The sequence below is a fragment of the Faecalibacterium sp. An77 genome (genome assembly GCF_002161315.1).
Taxonomy (GTDB): domain Bacteria; phylum Bacillota; class Clostridia; order Oscillospirales; family Ruminococcaceae; genus Faecalibacterium.
This window is the reverse complement of the sequence record NZ_NFHK01000004.1, coordinates 79,572-100,187: the sequence shown is the minus strand read 5'-3', so window position 1 is coordinate 100,187 and position 20,616 is coordinate 79,572. Positions and strand designations below refer to the sequence as shown.

The following is a 20,616-nucleotide window of genomic DNA, read 5'->3' as shown; positions in this document are numbered from 1 at the left end:
TGTCAGCGGGGCTGAATCAAGGCGACGGCGTGGGCGGCAATGCCCAGCCCCTCCCCGGTAAAGCCGAGATGTTCCTCGGTGGTGGCCTTGACGCTCACCGCATCCACCGGCAGGCCAAAGGCTGCCGCCAGATTCTGGCGCATGGCGGGGATATGGGGGGCCAGCTTGGGCCGCTGGCAGAGGATGGTGGCGTCGATGTTGCCCACCTTCCAGCCGGCCTTTTCCACCAGGGCGGCCACCGCCCGGGCCAGGGCCAGGCTGTCGGCCCCGGCATAGGCGGGGTCATTGTCGGGGAAGTGCTGGCCGATATCCCCCAGCGCCGCCGCGCCCAGCACCGCATCCATGACGGCGTGGGTCAGGACGTCGGCGTCCGAGTGGCCCAGCAGGCCCTTTTCAAAGGGCACGCTGACGCCGCCCAGAATCAGAGGGCGGTCCTCCACCAGGCGGTGCACGTCATAGCCATGTCCAATACGCATCTTGGTCTCTCCTTGCATCGGGGCGCCGGGCAGGTCCTCCCGGGTTGTAATCTTGTAGTTGGCGTAGTCTCCCTGGGTCAGCCGCACCGGCAGCCCCGACAGCTCAAACAGGCTGGCGTCGTCGGTGACCAGACGGGCTTTCTGGGGGTCCAGCTGTTCGGTGACCCGCAGGTATGTATCCCGGTCAAAACACTGGGGGGTCTGGATGGCGTACAGGCTGGACCGGTCGGGGGTCAGGCTCACCAGGCACTGGGCCGGGACGGTTCGTCCGTCCCCCGGGGTGCCGCACTTGATGGTGTCCTTCACCGGCACTGCGGGCGCCGCGGCGCCCCAGCCTTCGGCGCCGTTCAGGGCCGCCTCGATGACCTCCTGGCTCACAAAGGGCCGGGCCGCGTCATGGATGGCCACCAGCTCCTTCACCGCCGCCAGCACGCCGTTGCGGGCGCTCTCGGCCCGGGTGGACCCGCCCGACACCAGCCGCACCGGCTTGTGACAGCGGGCGGCCTCCTGTTTGGCCAGGGTCGGGTCGGCCCCGGTCACAAGGATGATCTCACTGATTTGGGGACACGCATCAAACGCCCGGAGGCTGCGGCCCAAAACCGTCTCGCCCCCCAGGTCAAAAGCAAGTTTATCAAAGCCCATCCGGCTGGAGGAGCCTGCTGCCAGTATCACGGCGGAAGCTTTCTTTTTCATTTGTCTGTCCTCATCCTTGTTACTGGCCTGCCAAATGCGCAAAGGTCCAGTATATCCTACAAAAATCCGATTATTATTATAACGCATCGACTTGTAAACTGCAACTGTTTCAGCCCCGCGCACAAAACAAAAGATCCCCGCCAGCCGGGGCGGGGAATTTCCATTTTTTTACACTTTTGCTCCCGGTGCCGAAAAACCCGCTTCCACAGTGGGATAATCCCCCGGCCGGGGCCCTTTTTGCCCCCCTGCAGCAAAAACAGCGCACGGACTTTCATCCGTGCGCTGCTTTCAACTTTTGTTCAATGCGGTGGTGCCGTCCAATGTTTTAGGCGAGCAGGGGCTGGAGAGCGGCAGCCAGAGCGTCTTTCTGGGCCTGTGCCTCGGCCAGGTCCTTGCCGAGGGTGGTGAAGTAGGTCTTGATCTTGGGCTCGGTGCCGGAGGGACGCACCACGACGGTGGCGCCGCCTTCCAGAGTGTAGATCAGGACGTTGGCTGCGGGCAGGCCAGTCTCCTCGGGTTTCTCGTAGTCGGTGACCTTGACCACCTTGTGGCCGGCGAACTCAGCGGGGGGATTCTCCCGCAGTTCCTTCATGATGCCGGCCATCTTGTCCATACCGGTCAGGCCGGGGAATTCGTAGCTGTCCACCTTGTTCAGGTAGCGGCCGTACTCCTTATAGATCTCCTCCAGGCGCTGCTTGATGGAGGAACCGATGCTGCGGTAGTAAGCAGCCATCTCGCAGATCAGCATGGAGCCGATGACGGCGTCCTTGTCGCGGACGTAGGGACCAGCCAGGTAGCCGTAGCTCTCCTCGAAGCCGAAGATGAAGCGGTCCACTTCGCCGGCGGCCTCCAGGTTGGCGATCTGGTCGCCGATCCACTTGAAGCCGGTCAGGACGCTGCGCATCTCGACGCCGTAGTGGGCGGCGATGGCATCGGCCAGCGGGGTGGAGACGATGGACTTGACCGCCACGGGGTTGGCGGGCATGGTGCCCTTCTCGATGCGGCCGGCGCAGATGTAGTCCAGCAGCAGAGCGCCCATCTCGTTGCCGCTCACCAGCTCATAGCTGCCGTCGGGGCACTTCATGGCGATGCCCACGCGGTCGGCGTCGGGGTCGGTGGCCAGCATCAGGTCGGCGCCGGACTTCTCAGCCAGCTCCAGGCCCAGCTTCAGGGCGTCGAAGATCTCGGGGTTGGGATAGGAGCAGGTGGTGAAGTAGCCGTTGGGGTACTCCTGCTCGGGAACGATGGTGATATCGGTGATGCCCATGTCGTTCAGCACGTGGGTGACGGGCACCAGGCCGGAACCGTTCAGGGGGCTGTAGACCAGCTTCAGGCCGGCGGTCTTGCACAGGCCGGGACGGACCTGGCGGGCCTCGATGGCCTCGTACAGGGCGTTCTTGCAGTCGTCGCCCACAAAGCGGATCAGGCCCTGCTCGACGCCCTCAGCGAAGGAGATGTACTTGGCGCCGGTGAGCACGTCGGTCTTCTGAATCTCGTCGTAGACGATGGCGGCGGCGTCATCGGTCATCTGGCAGCCGTCGGGGCCATAGGCCTTGTAGCCGTTGTACTTGGCGGGGTTGTGGGAAGCGGTGACCATGATGCCCGCGTTGCAGTTGTAGTAGCGGGTGGCGAAGCTCAGGGCCGGAACCGGCATCAGAGCATCGTAAATCCGGACCTTGATGCCGTTGGCAGCCAGAACGCCGGCGGCCGTCTTGGCAAAGATATCGCTCTTGAGGCGGCTGTCGTAGCTGATGGCCACAGTCTGGGTGCCGCCCTGGGTCTTGACCCAGTTGGCCAGGCCCTGGGTGGCCTGACGGACAACGTAGATATTCATCCGGTTGGTGCCGGCGCCCAGCACGCCGCGCAGGCCGGCGGTGCCGAACTTCAGCGCAACAGCAAAGCGGTCCTTGATCTCTGCATCATTTCCCTCGATTTTTGCCAGTTCAGGCTTGAGATCGGCGTCCTCCAGGTCGGCCGCCATCCAGCGCTTGTATTCATCCAGATACATTGTGAACACCTTACCTTTGCTTTTTTTCGCAGGGCATACTGCCCCTATCTTCGTGACTATACTTATAGTTTATGCCACCGGGACAAGTATGTCAATTCTATAATATGCAACAAGATGTATCCCGCAAAACCAGCAAAAGGCACAAAAAATGTGCAGTGCCTTCCGGCACTGCACGATAAGATGAAACCCTGTGGTTTTATTCCGTCTCGCCGGCGGCTTCGCTGGAAGCCTCACCGGAGGCGGCGCTGTCGGCCGAGGGGGCCGGCTCGCCGCTGAGGACCGACTGGAGCAGCGTCTGGGCGCCGGCCACCGATTCCTCGTCGGGCATCATGACATACAGCTTCTGGCCCTGGGCCGAGTAGCAGTGGGTGCTGGAGGAGCTGCTGCCGGTGACGGTATAGCTCTCGATGTCCCACACGGCAAAGTCGGACAGCTGCATCCGCACCAGGGCGGTGATCTGATTGGAGGACAGGCTGGTGACAAAGTTGTCCGACACCGCCGCCAGCAGGCGGCTGTAACTGGTGAGGATGGCGGGGCTCTTGATCTTGTTCAGCATGGCCTCGATGACCTTCATCTGGTTGATGCCGCGCTGGATGTCGCCGGTGGGGAACGCATGGCGCTCCCGGGCAAAGGCCAGGGCGGCGGCGCCGTCCAGATGGTTCCAGCCCTCCACAAAGTCGGTGGGATTGTAATAGCCGGGGCTGCCCACCGAGGTAAAGGTGTAGTCGGAATAGACGTCGATGCCGCCCAGAGCGTCCACCACATCAATGAATCCGGCGAAGTTGATCCGCACATAGTGGTCCACCGGCACCCCGTAGAGGCCGCCCAGGGTCTCCATGGAGGTTTCCACGCCGTAGAGGCCGGCGTGGGTCAGCTTGTCCTTGCTGTCGGTGCCGGCCAGGTCCACGTAGTAGTCCCGGGGGGTGTTCACCAGGGCCACCCGCTTGGTCAGGGGGTTGACTGCCGCCAGAATATTCACGTCGCTGCGTGCGTTGTCGGTCAGATCGCCCCGGGTGTCCACGCCGCTGAGGTAGACCACAAAGGGCTCGGTGGTGATGGCCATGGCCTCGTAGTCGGTGATGGTTTCATCCCCGATGGTGACCTTGTCCAGGGCGTCCAGGCCCTGCTGGGCCCAGACGCAGCCCACCGCCATGGCGGCGCTGAGCACCAGGGACAGAACCCGGGTCAGGAACCCCCGCACCTTGTACCGCTGGCACTTGTAGACCAGCAGCCAGACCAAAACCAGCAAAGCGGCCAGAACCGCCAGGTAATAGACGGGCAGCATCTTGGTGCGGTACAGCTGCACGAGAGCTGCCGCGCTCAGGACTGCCTGCAGGAACAGGATCAGCATAAGTAAGCCTCGGATGGGTGAATGTTCGGACGCTTTGGCGGCCGTGCGGGCGGTGGTGCGGGCCGGACGGGTCCCGCGGCCCGCATGGGCCGTGGGGGCCGCATGGGACGGCGCAGAAGGCGGCGGAGCGGGCGGCTCCTGGCCGGGCTGGAAAAAGTCCCGGCTGTCCACCGTCACCGGATCGGCAGCCGACTTTTCGTCGCTGCGCCGGATCTTCTGCGGCTGATGCCGCGATGTACCGGACGAGCGCTCCTCCGGCTCAAAGTCAAAGTCCATAGGGTTCAAGCTCCTTTGCATCAGCCGGCCGGCACAAGGGTCAGCACGGCGCGGGCGGGCAGGCAGGTGGCGGTCTGATCCTCCAGGGTCAGCCAGCCATACCCCTCGCAGACATGGTCGGGGCAGGGCGAATCCACAAAGCGGGCCGCCCCGTCCTTGATTTCAATGTGGACGGTGAGATAACCGGTATCCACGTCGTATCGCTGGTTCACGTCCAGCGGCAGGTCCAGAACGGTGCTGTCGTCGCCGTAGACCAGCTGGGCTTTCAGCGGGCGTTCGGGGTCCTTGCCGGCGTCCCGCAGCAGAAACAGTGCGGCCGCCGCGGCCAGGATCACCGCCGCAAACAAAAGATTCACAAGCAGTTTTTTGTGCTGCATAGACACTCCTTACTGGATGTTCAGCTCCTCCAGCTGGGCCAGCCAGGCCGCCGCCGAGGCGTCGCTGGGCATCCGCCAGTCGCCGCGGGGAGACAGGGTGACGCTGCCCACCTTGGGGCCGTCGGGCAGGCAGCTGCGCTTGAACTGCTGGGCAAAGAACCGCCAGTAGAAGCTGCGCAGCCACTTGTACAGCACCGCGTCGGGGTACTCGGGCCGGCCCGCAAAGGCGGCCTGTGCCAGCCGGAAGATCTTCCGGGGGCCAAAGCCGAACCGCAGGACGTAATACAAACAGAAGTCGTGGAGCTCGTAGGGGCCCACCAGCTCCTCGGTGCGCTGGGCGATCTCCCCGTCCTTGGCGGGCAGCAGCTCGGGCGAGACGGGGGTGTCCAGAATATCCACCAGCACCCGGCGCAGTTCCTCGCTGGATGCGGTGTCGGCCTCGTACTGAACCAGGTGGCGCACCAGGGTCTTGGGGACGCCGGCGTTGACGCCGTACATGCTCATGTGGTCGCCGTTGTAGGTGGCCCAGCCCAGAGCCAGCTCGGACAAGTCGCCGGTGCCCACCACAAAGCCCCCGTGCAGGTTGGCAATGTCCATCAGTTCCAGGGTGCGGACCCGGGCCTGGCTGTTCTCAAAGGTGACGTCGGGGGTCTGGCCGTCGTGGCCGATGTCCGCAAAGTGGCTGCGGACGGTGTTGGTGATGTTGACCTCCCGGAAGGACACCCCCAGCTCCTGGCAGAGAATTTCGGCGTTGCTGCGGGTCCGTCTGGTGGTGCCGAAGCAGGGCATGGTCACCGCCAGCACGTCGGCGGCAGGACGGCCCAGCTGGCGCATGGCACGGGCCGCCACCAGCAGGGCCAGGCAGCTGTCCAGGCCGCCCGAAATGCCGATGACCGCCGTTTTGGCGTGGGTGTGCTCGATCCGCTTGGCCAGGCCGTCGGCCTGCATCCGCAGGATCAGCTCGCACCGCTGGGCGCGGCGGAGGGGATCGCCCGGCACAAAGGGAGCCGGATCAATCCGCCGGGTCAGGACGGTGTCGGTGACCTCCAGGTCAAAGGACACAGTCTGATAGCCCTCCTCCGAGGGGACAAAACTGGTGTTGCGGGCCCGCTCGGCCAGCATCCGGGCGCAGTCCAGCTCGGTCTCGGCGTCCCCGCCCGCGAAGGGCTGGGACTCGGCCAGAAGGGCGCCGTTCTCGGCGATCAGGTTGTGGCCGGCAAAGACCATGTCCTGGGTGCTCTCGCCGTGGCCGGCGGAGGCGTACAGATAACCGCACAGCAGCCGGGCCGACTGGTTGCTCACCAGATCCCGGCGGTACTCCGCCTTCCCGACGGTTTCGTCGCTGGCGGACAGGTTGGCGATGACGGTGGCGCCCGCCATGGCGTGGAAGGTGGAGGGGGGCAGAACGCTCCACAGGTCCTCGCACAGCTCCACGCCCAGCACAAACTCGGGCATCTGGCGGCAGGCAAACAGCAGCGAGGTGCCGAACAGGGTCTCCTGTCCGCAGACCGTCACGGTGCGGACGGTCTTGCTGCCGGGGGCGAAGTGGCGCTTTTCGTAGAATTCACCGTAGTTGGGCAGGCAGGTCTTGGGGACGATGCCCAGCAGCCGGCCGCAGCAGACCACGGCGGCGCAGTTATACAGCTTGCCGTTCACCATCAGGGGCAGGCCCACCAGAGCCACCAGGTCCAGCCCTTCGCTGGCCCGGAGGATCTCCTCCAGCCCGGCCAGGGCCGCCTGCTGCAGCGCCTGCTGGAAGAACAAATCCCCGCAGGTATACCCGGTGAGGGCCAGCTCGGGCAGCACCGCCAGCTTGACCCCGCGCCGTGCGCAGTCGTTGAGGGCCGAGACAATCTGCCCGGCGTTATAGGCGCAGTCCGCCACCCGCAGCGCGGGGGAAAGGGCCGCTGCTTTCAGAAAACCATCCTTCATACAAGACACATCCTGTCCAATTTTACACCAGCATTTGACGCTCCAAAGAGCATGGATCGGCTTTAGTATAGCACATTTTCACCAAAACGAAAAGAAACAAACTGTTAAAATCGCAGAAAAAGGAGGCCTGCTGTCCAAAGCAGGCCCCCAAAACGTCTCAGGTGGAAAACGAGATAGACCGTAAGCCGGGTTCTGTATTAAACGACGATCTGTCTAGGCCCGCCATTGCTGACGGGCTCGTGCCGCCTTCAGGACACGCGAGCAGCGCTTGTACGTCCCATATAGGCGTTGCTTCCGGTAGGGTTTACAAAGCCGAATGGTCACCCATCCGCTGGTGAGCTCTTACCTCGCCCTTTCATCCTTACCGCACAAAGGTGCGGCGGTTTCCTTTCTGTTGCACTTTCCCTGGGGTCACCCCCGGCTGCCGTTAGCAGTTACCGTGCTCTGTGAAGCCCGGACTTTCCTCAGAGCGGTCAAGCCGCCCCGCCGCCGTATGTTCCACTCGTTTTCCACGCTACATGATACCATAATCCGGCGTCATTTGCAAGTCTTGGGATTTTTTGTTATACTTATATGACATTTCAGCCCGGAAAGGAGGCCCCAGGCCATGCGGCTGTATTTCCCTGTTCCCCCGCAGGCCGGGCCTGAGGGGGTCCTGCTCCGCAGCTTTCTGCGGGAGTGCCGCCTGTCCACCGACCTGCTGCGGGCGGTGAAGTTCCGGGGCAGCGGCTTTTGGGCCGACGGCAAACCGGTTCTGGCCAACCAGCGGGTCTTTCCGGGTCAGGTGGTGTCCTTCGCCTTCCCCGAGGAGGAGGGCGGCTGTGAGCCCCAGCCGGAGATCCCGGTGCGGACGGTTTACGAGGACTTTTTCGCGGTGGTGCTGGACAAGCCCGCCGGCATTGCGGTCCACCCCACCCTCAACTATCCCGGCGGCACCCTGGCCAACGGCTACGCCGCCCTGCGGCAGGCCGCCGGCCGCAGCCCGGTCTTTCGGCCGGTGAACCGGATCGACAAGGACACCAGCGGCCTGGTGCTGGCGGCCCAGACCAGTTACGCCGCTCCCCTGCTGGCCCAAAACGTGGACAAGCTCTATTATGCGGTGGCCGAGGGTGAGCTGCCCCTGGGTCCGGGGGTCATCGACGCCCCCATCGGCCGCCGGGGCGACAGCATCATCGGCCGGTGCGTTACCCCCGACGGCAAGCCCAGCCGCACCGAGTATACCATTATAAAGGCGGAAAATGGCCTCAGCCTGGCGGCCTGCGTCCCGGTCACCGGGCGCACCCATCAGATCCGGGTCCACTTCGCCTCCATCGGCCATCCCCTGGCTGGGGATGACCTGTACGGCGGGCACCGGGACCGGATCGGGCGTCAGGCCCTTCACTGCGGCCGGCAGCGGTTCCTGGTGCCGGAGGGACATCCCATGCCCGACGGCTTTTGGATCGACATGCCCCTGCGGCTCTCCCCCGTCACGGTGGAAAGCCCCCTGCCCGCCGACATAATTGCGTTATTTTCGTGAAAAGTCGGTGAAAGCTTCATCCAAATTCTGTGCAAAACCTTGCCTCAGGGCCTGCACGGTGTATAATTTAGTTAAGAACGTACGGTCCGGCAGCCGCTGGTCTGGCCGGGCTGTATTTTTTGCGCGTTCCGCGCCCCCGCTGCGGGGCGGGGCCGGACAGGCTTTCTTCCCTGTCCCGTTCCCGGCCGCCGCCGGGTTTTTGATGCGATATGCCTTCGCTTTTGTATAGATGCATCCAATCCCACCGGAAGGAGAACCACTCTTTTGATTGACGATAAAATCAAGGAGCCGCAGGACGTTCAGCCGAGCGCCCCGCCTCCCCTGACAACAAAAGAAAAACTGCGGGCATTCTGGGCCCGGGTGCAGTGCAGCAGCCTGCTGCGCCGCCACCATTTCCGCGCCCGGACCCGCCGCCGCATGGAGGGCTTCGGCGCCTTCCTCAGCCGTTTCCCGCTGGCCCGGCAGGCCGGCGACTTTCTGTATTCTCTGGGCTTCGCCGGCGAATACAGCATGATCCAGGCCGGGCGGGTCATTGAATCCGCCGCCATCTGGCTGTCCGCCGCCTTCCTGCGGGCGTGGCAGGATGTGGCCGACACCGCTTTCCCCGGCGCCCGGACGGTGCTGCGGGAGCTGTTTGAGCCTCTGTATGTGCTTTGCCGCGGTGTGCGCAACATCTGGGTTCACGGCACCAACGTCCGCCGTGAAAAAGGATTTTGGGCCGGCATTGTGGCCGACCTTCAGTACTTAGGCCGCGGTGCGGTCCGCTATGCAGGCCTGCTGCCCCGGATGGTGGTGTACCTGCTGCCCCTGGGCTCTCTGGCCATCCTGCTGACGGTGGTTCAGGTCATGGTGGGCAGCCCCTACACCCTGGCCGTGGACGTCAACGGCGTCACGGTGGGCCATGTGGCCAACGAAGATACCTTTGACTCAGCCCGTGAGGACGTGCTCCAGCGCGTCAACTACGCCGGCACCTCCGGCGAAGCCGAGCTGACCATCGAGCCTACCTACCGGCTGGCCATTTCCACCGAGGTTCTGGACGAAAGCCAGATGGCCGACGCCATCCTGTCCGCCGTCAGCGACGAGATCAGCGAGGGCACCGCCCTCTATCTGGATGGGGAACTGACCGCCGTCTGTGCCGAGGGCGACCAGCTGGAGCTGTACCTGGACGGGATGCTCTCGGCCTATCAGGATGACGCAGACCCCACCGCCGTGGTCAGCTTCAACCGGACCGTCACCCTGGAGGACGGGCTGTATTTCACCGACAGCTTCAAGGATTACGCCGATGTGGTGTCCCTGCTGTCGGGCGTGCGCCAGGCCGAGCGGGTCTACACCGTGCAGCAGGGCGACAGCATCAGCCTGATTGCCACCAAGAACAACCTTACCACCGCGGAGCTGTGCGAGCTCAACGACATCACCACCGATACCGCCATCTTCCCCGGCGACGAGCTGATCGTCACCCGGGAGGAGGCCATGCTGGAGGTCCAGATCACCCGGACCGTCACCTGGACCGAGGAAATCCCCTTCTCCACCCAGAAAACCCAGTCCAGCGAATACGCCTTCGGCACCACCCACACGGTACAGGAGGGTGAAAACGGCATCCGCACCATCACCGCCGAGAACGTCTACGACACCGAGGGCAACCTGCTGGAACAGACCATCGTCAGCAGCGAGGTCACCAAGGAGCCGGTCAACCGGGAGATCGTGGTGGGCACCAAGCTGCCCAGTGGCAGCGTCGCCCAGGTGGGCAACGGCACCTTCATCTGGCCGGTGCCCCAGTACACCTATTGTTCCCGCTGGTATTCCAGCAGCCACAAGGGCGTGGACATCTGCGCCCCCGCCGGCACTCCCATCTACGCTTCCGCCAGCGGCGTCATCAGCAAGGCCGGCTACGAGCGGAACGGCGCCGGCAGCGGCTACGGCTACTCCATCATCATCAACCACGGCAACGGCTACAGCACCGTTTACGCCCACTGCCTGTCCCTGACCGTCAGCGCCGGCCAGGCGGTCAGCCAGGGCCAGCTGATTGGTTACGTCGGCTCGACCGGCCGTTCCAGCGGCAACCACTGCCACTTTGAGATCCGTTACAACGGCCGTTACCTGCCGCCTCAGAATTACTTCAACAAATAAAGGAGGTTTGTCCCTATGTCCACTCCGCACATTGCCGCAGAACCGGGCGATTTCGCCAAAACTGTCCTGATGCCGGGCGACCCGCTGCGGGCCCAGTTCATCGCCGAGACCTTCCTGCAGGATGTCCGCCAGGTCACCGCTGTCCGCGGGATGCTGGGCTTCACCGGCACCTATGAGGGCCGCCCCATCAGCGTGATGGGCAGCGGCATGGGTATGCCGTCCATCGGCATCTACTCCTATGAGCTGTTCAAGTTCTACGGCGTCGAGAACATCATCCGCATCGGCTCCGCCGGCAGCTACACCGACAAGGCCAAGCTGTTCGACGTGGTGCTGGCCTCCGGCGCAGTCAGCGAGTCCAGCTACGCCAAGACCCAGAGCGGCTTTGAGGGCCACATCACCTTCCCCAGCCGTTCCCTGAACGAAAGGCTCAAGGCATCCGCTGCCAAGCAGGGCATCCCCCTCATCGAGGGCAACATCCACTCCTCCGACGTGTTCTATCGCCAGCCCTCGGACGAAAAGCCCACCTACTGGGAAAAGCTGCGGGACGAGCAGGGCTGCGTCTGCGTGGAAATGGAGAGCTTCGCCCTCTTTGCCAACGCCCAGATCCTGGGCAAGAACGCCGCCTGCCTGCTGACCATCTCGGACAGCTTTGTCTCCCCCGAGATCACCACCGCCGAGCAGCGCCAGAAGAGCTTCACCGACATGATGAAGGTGGCCCTGGGCGCAGAGTATTGAGGAGAACACCATGTCTGAACTGACCCGTGAGGAAAAACAGGAGCTGATCCGCCTGGCGCTGGACGCCCGCACCCGGGCTGTAGCCCCCTACAGCCGCTTCACGGTGGGAGCCGCCCTCCGCAGCACCGACGGTCAGATTTTCACCGGCTGCAACATTGAGAACGCCGCCTTTACCCCCACCAGCTGCGCCGAGCGCACCGCTCTGTTCAAGGCGGTCAGCGAAGGGGTCACCCATTTCACCGACATTGCGGTGGTGGGCGCCCGGATGGGCGAGGTCAACGAGCTGGTCACGGGGCCCTGCGGGGTCTGCCGCCAGGCTCTGTATGAGTTCTGCGGGCCCAGCCTCAATGTCATCATGGCCAAAACCCCCGACGACTTCATCGAGCGCACCCTGGGCGAACTGCTTCCCTTCGGTTTCGGCCCGGCCAACATCTGACGCAAATTACCTAAAATTCCAAAGCAAAACACCCGTGATTGTGTTGGTTTTCGCTATTTTTCGGCCAATATTGTAAAGATTTTGTAATGGAAAACCGCTTGAACCTCACACATTTTGTAGCTATACTGGAATATAGAGAATGCGGCGTTATGCCCCCGCATTCCGCATCATGTTTCTGTCCGTAAATGGTTGCAGACAACTGTTAAAAAGGAGATAATTCTTATGAATATGATTTCGCGTCGTAAGTTTATGGCCGTGGCTGGCGCAGCCGCTGCTGTTTCTGTTCTGACCGCCTGCGGCAGCTCCTCCAGCACCGCTTCCAGCACTGCTGCTTCTTCCAGCACCGCTTCCAGCGCTGCCTCCGGCGAGGCCGCTGAGGGCACCGCTGTTTCCTACGTGGCTCTGTGCTGCGACACCGGCACCATCGATGACGAGAGCTTCAACCAGGCTTGCTGGACCGCTGTCCAGAACTACATGGGCGAAAACTGCCAGTACTACATCCCCGAGGCTGACGCTTCCGATGAGGACCGCGAGACCATGATCCGTCAGGCTGTCAACGACGGCGCTGACACCGTTGTCTGCGTTGGCTACCTGTACGGCGCTTCCCTGGCCTGGGCTGCTGAGCAGTACCCCGACACCCGCTTCATCGCCGTTGACGTGACCCAGGCCGACATCGGCACCGACACCATCCCCGCCAACTGCTACTGCATCACCTTCAAGGAGGAGCAGGCAGGCTACCTGGCAGGTTACGCCATCGCCAAGGACGGCTTCACCAAGCTGGGCTTCCTGGGCGGCATGGCTGTTCCCGCTGTTATCCGCTACGGCTACGGCTACATCCAGGGCATTGACGCTGCTGCTCAGGAGACCGGCAACGCCGTTGAGGTGAACTACTACTACGGCGGCCAGTTCTACGGCGACGCCAACATCACCTCCCGTATGGAGGGCTGGTACACCAGCGGCACCGAGGTCGTCTTCGCCTGCGGCGGCGGCATCTACACCTCCGCTCTGGAGGCTGCCATCAAGTCCAACGGCTACGTCATCGGCGTGGACGTTGACCAGAACTACATCGGCGCCAACGGCGTGGCTGACGGCACCTACAGCTACAACCCCTTCATCACTTCCGCTATGAAGCAGCTGACCGTCGCTGTTGAGTCCGCTCTGGGCGACATCGACGACGGCGAGTGGACCACCATCGCTGCTACCAACGGCAACTTCGGCCTGGAGGAGGGCGACTACGTCGGCCTGCCCACCGCTGAGGACAGCTGGAATTTCCGCACCTTCACCGTCGATGAGTACGAGGCTGTCAAGGCCAAGATCGCTTCCGGCGAGATCGTTGTGGACAACTCCAGCGAGGACAGCGTGAAGCCCACCACCAGCGATCTGGTCAAGGTCACTTACGTTCAGTAAGCTGGTCTCATAACCAGGCTGGACAAGCTTCGGTTTCCATCGAGCGGGGCACCCCCACGGGTGCCCCGCTTTTTTGTCCCCTCTCTCCGGCCTCCCCTGCCTTCAACCCCTCAAAAAGTCGGATTTTCAGGGATTTTGCGCCGCAAAAAAGCGCATAAAGCTGTGCTTTTTTATCTTAATTTTTTTGCAGATTTTTCGGCAGGTTCCACAAGTAAAGTCATACTTTTTCGTCGAACTCACCGGTTTCAGTAGTATCCCACCGTTTCCGGCACAAAATCTCTGTCTTTTTTGCAAAATGCCAGATTTTGAGACATATTTTCCTTGCAAAGTAGCATTAGAATACGTTATAATGGATAAAGTGATAACAAAGCGTTACCATCATGTGAAAGGAGAGTGAGCAGATTGGCCGAGGATTATGTGATCGAGATGCTCCACATTACCAAGGAATTCCCTGGAATCAAGGCGAACGATGATATTACCCTCCAGCTGCGCAAAGGTGAAGTTCACGCTCTGTTGGGCGAAAACGGCGCCGGCAAGAGCACCCTGATGAGCGTGCTGTTTGGTCTGTACCAGCCCGAGCAGGGTAAGATTCTCAAGAGTGGCAAGGAGGTCCAGATCCGCAACCCCAACGACGCCAACGCGCTGGGCATCGGCATGGTCCACCAGCACTTCAAACTGGTGGAATGCTTTACCGTTCTGGACAACATCATCCTGGGCGTGGAGCCCAACAAGCTGGGCTTTCTGCAGAAAGCCGAAGCCCGCAAGAAGGTCATGGCTCTGAGCGAGAAATATGGCCTGCGGGTGGACCCGGACGCGCTGGTCAGCGACATTTCGGTGGGCATGCAGCAGCGCGTCGAGATTCTGAAGATGCTCTACCGGGACAATGAGATCCTGATTTTTGACGAGCCCACCGCCGTTCTGACCCCCCAGGAGATCGACGAGCTGATGGAGATCATGCGGGGCTTCAAGAAAGAGGGCAAGAGCATCCTGTTCATCACCCACAAGCTCAACGAGATCATGGCGGTGGCCGACCGGTGCACCGTCCTGCGCAAGGGCAAGTATGTGGGCGTCACCGACATTGCCAACACCAACCAGGAAGAGCTGTCCCGCATGATGGTGGGCCGCGACGTTCAGCTGCAGGTGGACAAGTCCCCCGCCCATCCCGGCGAGGTGATCCTGGACGTCCAGGGCGTGAACGTGCCCAGCTCCACCCACAAGAAGAGCGCCGTCCGGGATGTGTCGTTCCAGGTGCGAGCGGGCGAGATCGTCTGCCTGGCCGGCATCGAGGGCAACGGACAGACCGAGTTTGTCTACGGCCTCACCGGCCTGGAAAAGGTCACCAAGGGCAAAATCACCTTCTGCGGCAAGGACATCACCCACGCTTCCATCCGGGAGCGCTCCAAGTCGGGCATGAGCCACATCCCCGAGGACCGTCACAAGCACGGCCTGGTGCTGGACTACAGCCTGGAGAACAACATGGTGCTGCAGCGCTACTGGCAGTCCGAGTTCCAGAGCCATGGCTTCATCCGCAAGGACAAGGTGCGGGAGTATTCCGACCGTCTGATTGAGCAGTACGACGTCCGCAGCGGCCAGGGCAGTGTCACCATTGCCCGCAGCATGTCGGGCGGCAACCAGCAGAAGGCCATCATCGCCCGCGAAATCGACCGCGACCCCAAGCTGCTGGTGGCTGTGCAGCCCACCCGCGGCCTGGACGTGGGCGCCATCGAGTATATCCATCGCCAGATCGTGGCCCAGCGGGACGCCGGCAAGGCGGTTCTGCTGGTGAGCCTGGAGCTGGACGAGGTCATGAACCTGTCCGACCGCATCCTCGTCATGTACGAGGGCGAGGTCGTGGGCGAGTTTGACCCCAAGACCACCACCGTCCAGGAGCTGGGCCTGTATATGGCCGGCGCCCGCAAGCAGGGGAAAGGAGAATAAGCGCTTTATGGATACCAAGAAAAAGATGCTTTCCCGCGGGGGCAACAGCCGGTCGGCCTTTGTCAGCGTGCTGGCAGCTCTGCTGTGCATCCTGATCGGCCTGGTGTTCGGCTATCTGGTGCTGCTGGCCATCAACGCCGAGCACGCCTGGACCGACGGCTTTGTCCGCATCCTGAAGGGCGGCTTCTATGACGCCCCCTACGGCGTGGGCCGCACCCTGGCCAACGCCGCCCCCCTCATCATGACCGGTCTTTCGGTGGCCTTCGCCTTCAAAACCGGCCTGTTCAACATCGGCGCCGCCGGCCAGTACACCCTGGGCGCCTACGGCGCTCTGTACTGCGCCATCGTCCTTCACCTGCCCTGGTATGTGGGCCTGCTGGCCTCTGCCATTCTGGGCGGCCTGTGGGGCGCCATCCCCGGCCTGTTCAAGGCCTATCTGAACATCAACGAGGTTATCACCTCCATCATGTTCAACTGGATCGGCCTGTATCTGGTCAATGAGATTGTGTACGGCAACGGCACCGGCGTGATGTACGACTCCCGCAACACCCGTACCTGGAACCTCCGCCGCCTGGAAGGCGCCGAGGGCTCTATCATCCCCGACTTCGGCCTGAACAACATGTTCCAGACCAACAGCACCACCATCGCCATCTTCCTGGCCATCGTGGTGGCCATCGTGATCTGGATTGTGCTGGACAAGACCACCTTCGGCTATGAGCTGAAGGCCGTGGGCCTCAACAAGAACGCCGCCCGCTACGCCGGCATCAACGAGAAGAAAAACCTGGTGCTGTCCATGGTCATCGCCGGCGCTCTGGCCGGCTTTGGCGCGGGCCTGTACTACCTGTCCGGCGTGTCCGAGTGGAACCCCCTGAACTCCACCACCCTGCCGGCCATGGGCTTCAACGGCATTTCGGTGGCCCTGCTGGCCAGCTCCAACCCCATCGGCACCATCTTCTCGGCCCTGTTCATCTCCCACATCACGGTGGGCGGCTCGTTCCTGTCCACCCGCTACTACCCCACCGAGGTGGCCGACCTCATCAGCGGCATCATCATCTATCTGTGCGCCTTCTCGATGCTGTTCCGCGGCAAGATCGCCAAGCTCCTGTCCGGCGGCAAACGGGCAGATAAGACCGGCAAAAAGGAGGACTAAGCTATGCTGTTGCTCATCAAATATACCCTGCTGTACGGCATCGTCCTGATGCTGGTAGCCCTGGGCGGCATGTTCAGCGAGCACTCCGGCATCATCAACATTGCCCTGGAGGGCATCATGGTCATCGGCGGCGTCGCCGGCGTCCTGGCCCTGACCCTTCTGCCCGCCACCATGCCCGCATGGCTGATCGTAGTTCTGTCCATTGTGGCGGCGGCCCTGGCCGGCATGGTCTATTCCCTGCTGCTGGCCTTCGCCTCCATCAACCTGAAAGCCGACCAGACCATCGGCGGCACCGCTCTGAACCTGCTGGCCACCGCAGTGGCGGTGGTTCTGGCCAAGTACTTCAGCGAGAGCGGCAGCGCCAAGCTGAACTACACCAACCGTCCCTTCCTGTTCTCGGTGGGCGGGCTGGAGCTCAGCGTCTTTGTCCCTCTGGGCATTGTCCTGCTGGTCATCAGCTATATCGTCATGTACAAGACCCGCTTTGGCCTGCGTCTGCGGGCCTGCGGCGAACATCCTCAGGCCGCCGACTCGGTGGGCATCAACGTCTACAAGATGCGCTACGCCGGCGTCCTGATCTCGGGCGCCCTGGGCGCCATCGGCGGCATGGCCTATATCGTTCCCCCCGTCCAGACCTGGAACTTTGAGGTGGGCGTGGCCGGCGCCGGCTTCCTGGCCCTGGCGGTCATGATCTTCGGCCAGTGGAAACCCTTCCACATCTTTGGGGCGGCCATGTTCTTCGCCGTGTTCAAGAGCCTGGCCAACATCGCCGACTCCACCTTCCTGGCCAACCTGGGCTGGTCCAGCAACATCTACAACATGATGCCCTTCATCGCATCCATGATTATCCTCGCGTTCACTTCCAAGAACAGCATGGCCCCCAAGGCCGAGGGTATCCCCTACGACAAGGGATCGCGCTAAAAACACACCCAACGCGGCGGCAGGCGGCAACAGCTTGCCGCCGTTTTTGCCCTCTCCGCCGTGTGCGGGGAAGCTGGCGAGCGCAGCGAGACTGAGAGGGCCAAAGAAAGGACACTCCCATGCAGAAAGTTTTGGTCATTGGCTGTTCGGGGGCGGGCAAGAGCACCTTTGCCCGCCGCCTGCGGGATATCACCGGCCTGCCCCTGTACTACCTGGACAGGCTCTGGCACAAAGCCGACCGCACCCACATCACCCGGGAGGAATTTGACCGGGTGCTGGCGGAATGGCTGGCGCGGCCGGCCTGGATCATCGACGGCGACTACAGCCGCACCCTCCCCCAGCGGCTGGAAGCCTGCGACACCGTCTTTTTCCTGGACTTCCCCCTGGAAGTCTGCCTGGCGGGGGTGGAAAACCGCCGGGGCGCGCAGCGCCCGGACATGCCCTGGGTGGAGGAGGAGCTGGACGCAGAGTTCCTGCAATACATCCTCGACTTCGGCCAGGCGCAGATGCCCGCCATCCGCGCCGGGCTAGAGGCGTACCGGGGCCGCCGGCAGGTCTTTGCCTTCCACAGCCGGGCCGAGGCGGACGCCTGGCTGAACGCCCTGGCGGTGACCCTCCGCCCCTACCGCCCCGAGGACTGCCCCGCGCTGGCGGCCCTCTTTTACGAGACGGTCCACACCGTCTGTACCGCCCACTACACCCCCGCCCAGCTGGACGCCTGGGCCCCCGCAGAGGGCCCCGACCTCGCTGCCTGGGACAAGAGCTTCCGGGCGCACCGGGCCCTGGTGGCGGAGCTGGACGGGCAGCTGGCGGGCTTCGGGGATCTGGACCCCGCCGCCGGCTACCTGGACCGGCTCTACGTCCACAAGGACCTGCAGGGCCGGGGCGTCGCCACCGCCCTCTGCAACGCGCTGGAAGAGGCTGCCGCCGGGCCGGTGGTCACCCATGCCTCGGTCACGGCCCGCCCCTTCTTCGCCAGGCGCGGCTACCGGGTCCTGCGGGCGCAGCAGGTGGAGCGCAGAGGGGTGACCCTGGCCAACTATGTGATGGAAAAAGCACCGGCGGGCGATCTGTGAAGTTTCTGCCAACTTTCGGGCCGGGGCCTTGCCTTTGGGCAAAAGTCATACTATACTGGAAGCAACCTATCAATCGGGATTGGAGTGATCTTCTATGCGTATCTACGACATCATTGCAAAGAAGCGGGACGGCGGCGTCCACACCCGCGCCGAGCTGGAGGCCCTGATCCGCGGCTATGTGGCGGGCGACGTGCCCGATTACCAGATGGCCGCCTGGATGATGGCGGTCTACCTGCGGGGGATGACCGACGAGGAGACCGCCATTTTGACCGACATCATGGCCCGCAGCGGCGAGATGGTGGACCTGTCCCCCATTGCCGGCATCAAGGTGGACAAGCATTCCACCGGCGGCGTGGGCGACAAGACCACCCTGGTGATTGCACCCATTGCGGCGGCCTGCGGGGTCAAGATTGCCAAGATGAGCGGCCGGGGCCTGGGCCATACCGGCGGCACCATCGACAAGATGGAGAGCGTGCCCGGCACCCGCACCGCCCTGACCCAGGAGGAATTTTTCGCCCAGGTGAACCGGATCGGCATTTCGGTCATCGGCCAGAGCGAGAACATCGCCGCGGCGGACAAAAAGATGTACGCCCTGCGGGACGTCACCGCCACCGTCAGCTGCATTCCCCTGATTGCCTCCAGCATCATGTCCAAGAAGCTGGCTTCCGGCTCGGACGCCATCCTGCTGGACGTCACCACCGGCACCGGCGCCTTCATGAAGACGGTGGAGGACAGCGTCCAGCTGGCCAAGCTGATGGTATCCATTGGCGGCCACCACGGCCGCAAGGTGGCCGCCATGATCACCGACATGGACACGCCTCTGGGCCACAACATCGGCAACAGCCTGGAAGTGATGGAGAGCATGGAAGTGCTCAAGGGCCGCGGCCCCGCAGACCTGACCGAAGTCTGTCTGCAGCTGGCGTCCTATATGCTGGTGCTGGCGGGCAAAGGAACCCCGGAAGAATGCCGCGCCATGGCCCAGCAGGTGATTGCAGACGGCAGCGCCTTTGCCAAGTGCAAAGAGATGTTTGCGGCCCAGGGCGGCGACGTGCGGGTTCTGGAGGACTACAGCCTGTTTGACCAGCCGGCGGCCAGGTATGAGGTACTGGCCGAGGCCGACGGATACATTACGGCCAACGACGCCGAGAAGATCGGCATTGCCAGCGTCCTGCTGGGAGCGGGACGGGAGAAAAAGGGCGATCCCCTGGACTACGCCGCCGGCATCATCCTGCACAAGAAGCGGGGCGACTACGTACGCCGGGGCGAGAGTCTGGCCACCTTCTGCGGCGCGCCTGAGCGCTTTGCAGCCGCCGAGGCGGTCTACCGTTCCGCCTTCACCTTCGGTCCCGAGAAACCCTCGGAACTCCCCCTCATCTACGCCATCGTCACCGACACCGGCGTCTCTTACTTTTTTGAAAAAAAGTAAGCAAAAAACTTTTTACTGGGTACCATAAAGTTTCCGGATCTCCGGCAGTTCCGCGGGACCTTTACGCTCCGGCTCACTCGTTACGTTTGGGCCTGCGGCCCGGTACGATGCAAGGCAGCGGCGGCGACTGCGTCCGGTGGACGAAACAGGGAGCCGCCGCTGGCGCAGCGCTCCAATTTTCACAAGGGCATTCATGTCCGCCGGGAAAATTGGCTAAGCGCAAGAGGCACGAACGGCGACTGCGTCCTGAGGACGAAACAGGGAGCCGTGAGTGGCGCAGCGGTCTAAATTTTCGGCTCATCCAATGCGCCGAAAATTTAGGGAACCGCAAGAGGACAGCCGTCCCGCTCGCTCGTTACGTTTGGGCCTGCGGCCCGGTACGATGCGAAGTCTTACGATCTAAAAAGCACAAAAACCCCGCTCCTTCCATGGGAGCGGGGTTTTTATTTCAGCAACTCATTTCCTGGTTTCTACTTCAAGGATTTTCCGCAAAAAGGACATCGTTCCAGCTTTACTCCATTGAATGGAAAAATGCTTGCCGCAAAAGGGGTACCGCCGGAAAGCGAAATCAAACACAAACAAAAGGCTCAGAAGGACCGCGCCGCTGATAAAATGTTCAAAGGCCCAAAGAGCACATACCACCAGCACACCCACCACAAAAACCGCTTTGAACAGAGCCATCTGAAACGGTATCTTCATTTGTGTTCACCTCAGACCTTAGCTTTTGGGCAGCAACGCAGAATTTTTCAGTTGGCAGATCGAGGGCTATGC

At 62.6% G+C, this 20,616-nt stretch carries 16 protein-coding genes and 1 other RNA gene; 10 read left to right on the top strand and 7 right to left on the bottom strand.

Going from position 1 to position 20,616, the window contains the following annotated elements:
• Positions 1–2: 2 nt before the first annotated feature.
• The 6 genes from ispF to rnpB form a co-directional block, all read right to left on the bottom strand.
• Positions 3–1,169 (bottom strand): 2-C-methyl-D-erythritol 2,4-cyclodiphosphate synthase, encoded by a 1,167-nt coding sequence (ispF, locus tag B5G28_RS02995; RefSeq protein WP_087246245.1) that lies wholly within the window; start codon positions 1,167–1,169, stop codon positions 3–5.
• 325 nt (positions 1,170–1,494) lie between these two features.
• Positions 1,495–3,177: a phospho-sugar mutase gene (locus tag B5G28_RS02990; RefSeq protein WP_087246244.1), complete on the bottom strand. Its 1,683-nt coding sequence runs from the start codon at positions 3,175–3,177 to the stop codon at positions 1,495–1,497.
• A gap of 196 nt (positions 3,178–3,373) precedes the next feature.
• On the bottom strand, positions 3,374–4,804 hold the full coding sequence (locus tag B5G28_RS02985) for an LCP family protein (RefSeq protein ID WP_087246243.1): 1,431 nt from the start codon (positions 4,802–4,804) through the stop codon (positions 3,374–3,376).
• 20 nt (positions 4,805–4,824) lie between these two features.
• Complete coding sequence (locus B5G28_RS02980) at positions 4,825–5,181, bottom strand: NusG domain II-containing protein (protein ID WP_087246242.1); 357 nt, start codon at positions 5,179–5,181, stop codon at positions 4,825–4,827.
• A 9-nt stretch (positions 5,182–5,190) separates the two neighbouring features.
• Complete coding sequence (locus B5G28_RS02975) at positions 5,191–7,113, bottom strand: NAD(+) synthase (RefSeq protein ID WP_087246241.1); 1,923 nt, start codon at positions 7,111–7,113, stop codon at positions 5,191–5,193.
• Between the two features lie 165 nt (positions 7,114–7,278).
• Positions 7,279–7,618, bottom strand: an RNA gene (rnpB, locus tag B5G28_RS02970) — RNase P RNA component class A.
• A 102-nt stretch (positions 7,619–7,720) separates the two neighbouring features.
• On the opposite strand from rnpB, the gene B5G28_RS02965 reads away from it, so the two are divergent.
• The 10 genes from B5G28_RS02965 to B5G28_RS02920 all read left to right on the top strand — a co-directional run bounded on the left by B5G28_RS02965 (position 7,721) and on the right by B5G28_RS02920 (position 19,845).
• Positions 7,721–8,629, top strand: coding sequence for an RluA family pseudouridine synthase (locus B5G28_RS02965; RefSeq protein ID WP_087246240.1), 909 nt, complete (start codon positions 7,721–7,723; stop codon positions 8,627–8,629).
• A 264-nt stretch (positions 8,630–8,893) separates the two neighbouring features.
• On the top strand, positions 8,894–10,756 hold the full coding sequence (locus tag B5G28_RS02960; protein ID WP_087246239.1) for a peptidoglycan DD-metalloendopeptidase family protein: 1,863 nt from the start codon (positions 8,894–8,896) through the stop codon (positions 10,754–10,756).
• Between the two features lie 15 nt (positions 10,757–10,771).
• Positions 10,772–11,491: a purine-nucleoside phosphorylase gene (gene deoD / locus B5G28_RS02955; protein ID WP_087246238.1), complete on the top strand. Its 720-nt coding sequence runs from the start codon at positions 10,772–10,774 to the stop codon at positions 11,489–11,491.
• 10 nt (positions 11,492–11,501) lie between these two features.
• Positions 11,502–11,927, top strand: a complete 426-nt coding sequence (locus B5G28_RS02950) for a cytidine deaminase (protein ID WP_087246237.1) — start codon at positions 11,502–11,504, stop codon at positions 11,925–11,927.
• A 222-nt stretch (positions 11,928–12,149) separates the two neighbouring features.
• Positions 12,150–13,334: a BMP family ABC transporter substrate-binding protein gene (locus B5G28_RS02945; RefSeq protein ID WP_242967447.1), complete on the top strand. Its 1,185-nt coding sequence runs from the start codon at positions 12,150–12,152 to the stop codon at positions 13,332–13,334.
• A 426-nt stretch (positions 13,335–13,760) separates the two neighbouring features.
• Entirely contained in the window at positions 13,761–15,272 is a 1,512-nt protein-coding gene (locus B5G28_RS02940; RefSeq protein WP_087246271.1) for an ABC transporter ATP-binding protein, read from the top strand.
• A 7-nt stretch (positions 15,273–15,279) separates the two neighbouring features.
• Complete coding sequence (locus tag B5G28_RS02935; RefSeq protein WP_087246236.1) at positions 15,280–16,422, top strand: ABC transporter permease; 1,143 nt, start codon at positions 15,280–15,282, stop codon at positions 16,420–16,422.
• Between the two features lie 3 nt (positions 16,423–16,425).
• The gene (locus B5G28_RS02930; protein ID WP_087246235.1) at positions 16,426–17,343 is read left to right on the top strand and encodes an ABC transporter permease; all 918 of its coding nucleotides are present in this window, start codon (positions 16,426–16,428) and stop codon (positions 17,341–17,343) included.
• Between the two features lie 119 nt (positions 17,344–17,462).
• Positions 17,463–18,419, top strand: coding sequence for a GNAT family N-acetyltransferase (locus tag B5G28_RS15225; protein ID WP_343215538.1), 957 nt, complete (start codon positions 17,463–17,465; stop codon positions 18,417–18,419).
• A gap of 94 nt (positions 18,420–18,513) precedes the next feature.
• Positions 18,514–19,845 (top strand): thymidine phosphorylase, encoded by a 1,332-nt coding sequence (locus tag B5G28_RS02920; RefSeq protein WP_087246234.1) that lies wholly within the window; start codon positions 18,514–18,516, stop codon positions 19,843–19,845.
• Between the two features lie 456 nt (positions 19,846–20,301).
• Here the strand turns inward: B5G28_RS02920 and B5G28_RS02915 are convergent, their stop codons facing one another.
• The gene (locus tag B5G28_RS02915; RefSeq protein ID WP_087246233.1) at positions 20,302–20,544 is read right to left on the bottom strand and encodes a hypothetical protein; all 243 of its coding nucleotides are present in this window, start codon (positions 20,542–20,544) and stop codon (positions 20,302–20,304) included.
• Between the last annotated feature and the right edge of the window lie 72 nt (positions 20,545–20,616).

Bases quoted from the DNA above. Each gene is read 5' to 3' on its own strand.
- ispF (WP_087246245.1), bottom strand. From the start codon at position 1,169: ATGAAAAAGAAAGCTTCCGCCGTGATACTGGCAGCAGGCTCCTCCAGC.
- B5G28_RS02990 (WP_087246244.1), bottom strand. From the start codon at position 3,177: ATGTATCTGGATGAATACAAGCGCTGGATGGCGGCCGACCTGGAGGAC.
- B5G28_RS02985 (WP_087246243.1), bottom strand. From the start codon at position 4,804: ATGGACTTTGACTTTGAGCCGGAGGAGCGCTCGTCCGGTACATCGCGG.
- B5G28_RS02980 (WP_087246242.1), bottom strand. From the start codon at position 5,181: ATGCAGCACAAAAAACTGCTTGTGAATCTTTTGTTTGCGGCGGTGATC.
- B5G28_RS02975 (WP_087246241.1), bottom strand. From the start codon at position 7,113: ATGAAGGATGGTTTTCTGAAAGCAGCGGCCCTTTCCCCCGCGCTGCGG.
- B5G28_RS02965 (WP_087246240.1), top strand. From the start codon at position 7,721: ATGCGGCTGTATTTCCCTGTTCCCCCGCAGGCCGGGCCTGAGGGGGTC.
- deoD (WP_087246238.1), top strand. From the start codon at position 10,772: ATGTCCACTCCGCACATTGCCGCAGAACCGGGCGATTTCGCCAAAACT.
- B5G28_RS02950 (WP_087246237.1), top strand. From the start codon at position 11,502: ATGTCTGAACTGACCCGTGAGGAAAAACAGGAGCTGATCCGCCTGGCG.
- B5G28_RS02945 (WP_242967447.1), top strand. From the start codon at position 12,150: ATGAATATGATTTCGCGTCGTAAGTTTATGGCCGTGGCTGGCGCAGCC.
- B5G28_RS02940 (WP_087246271.1), top strand. From the start codon at position 13,761: ATGCTCCACATTACCAAGGAATTCCCTGGAATCAAGGCGAACGATGAT.
- B5G28_RS02935 (WP_087246236.1), top strand. From the start codon at position 15,280: ATGGATACCAAGAAAAAGATGCTTTCCCGCGGGGGCAACAGCCGGTCG.
- B5G28_RS02930 (WP_087246235.1), top strand. From the start codon at position 16,426: ATGCTGTTGCTCATCAAATATACCCTGCTGTACGGCATCGTCCTGATG.
- B5G28_RS15225 (WP_343215538.1), top strand. From the start codon at position 17,463: ATGCAGAAAGTTTTGGTCATTGGCTGTTCGGGGGCGGGCAAGAGCACC.
- B5G28_RS02920 (WP_087246234.1), top strand. From the start codon at position 18,514: ATGCGTATCTACGACATCATTGCAAAGAAGCGGGACGGCGGCGTCCAC.
- B5G28_RS02915 (WP_087246233.1), bottom strand. From the start codon at position 20,544: ATGAAGATACCGTTTCAGATGGCTCTGTTCAAAGCGGTTTTTGTGGTG.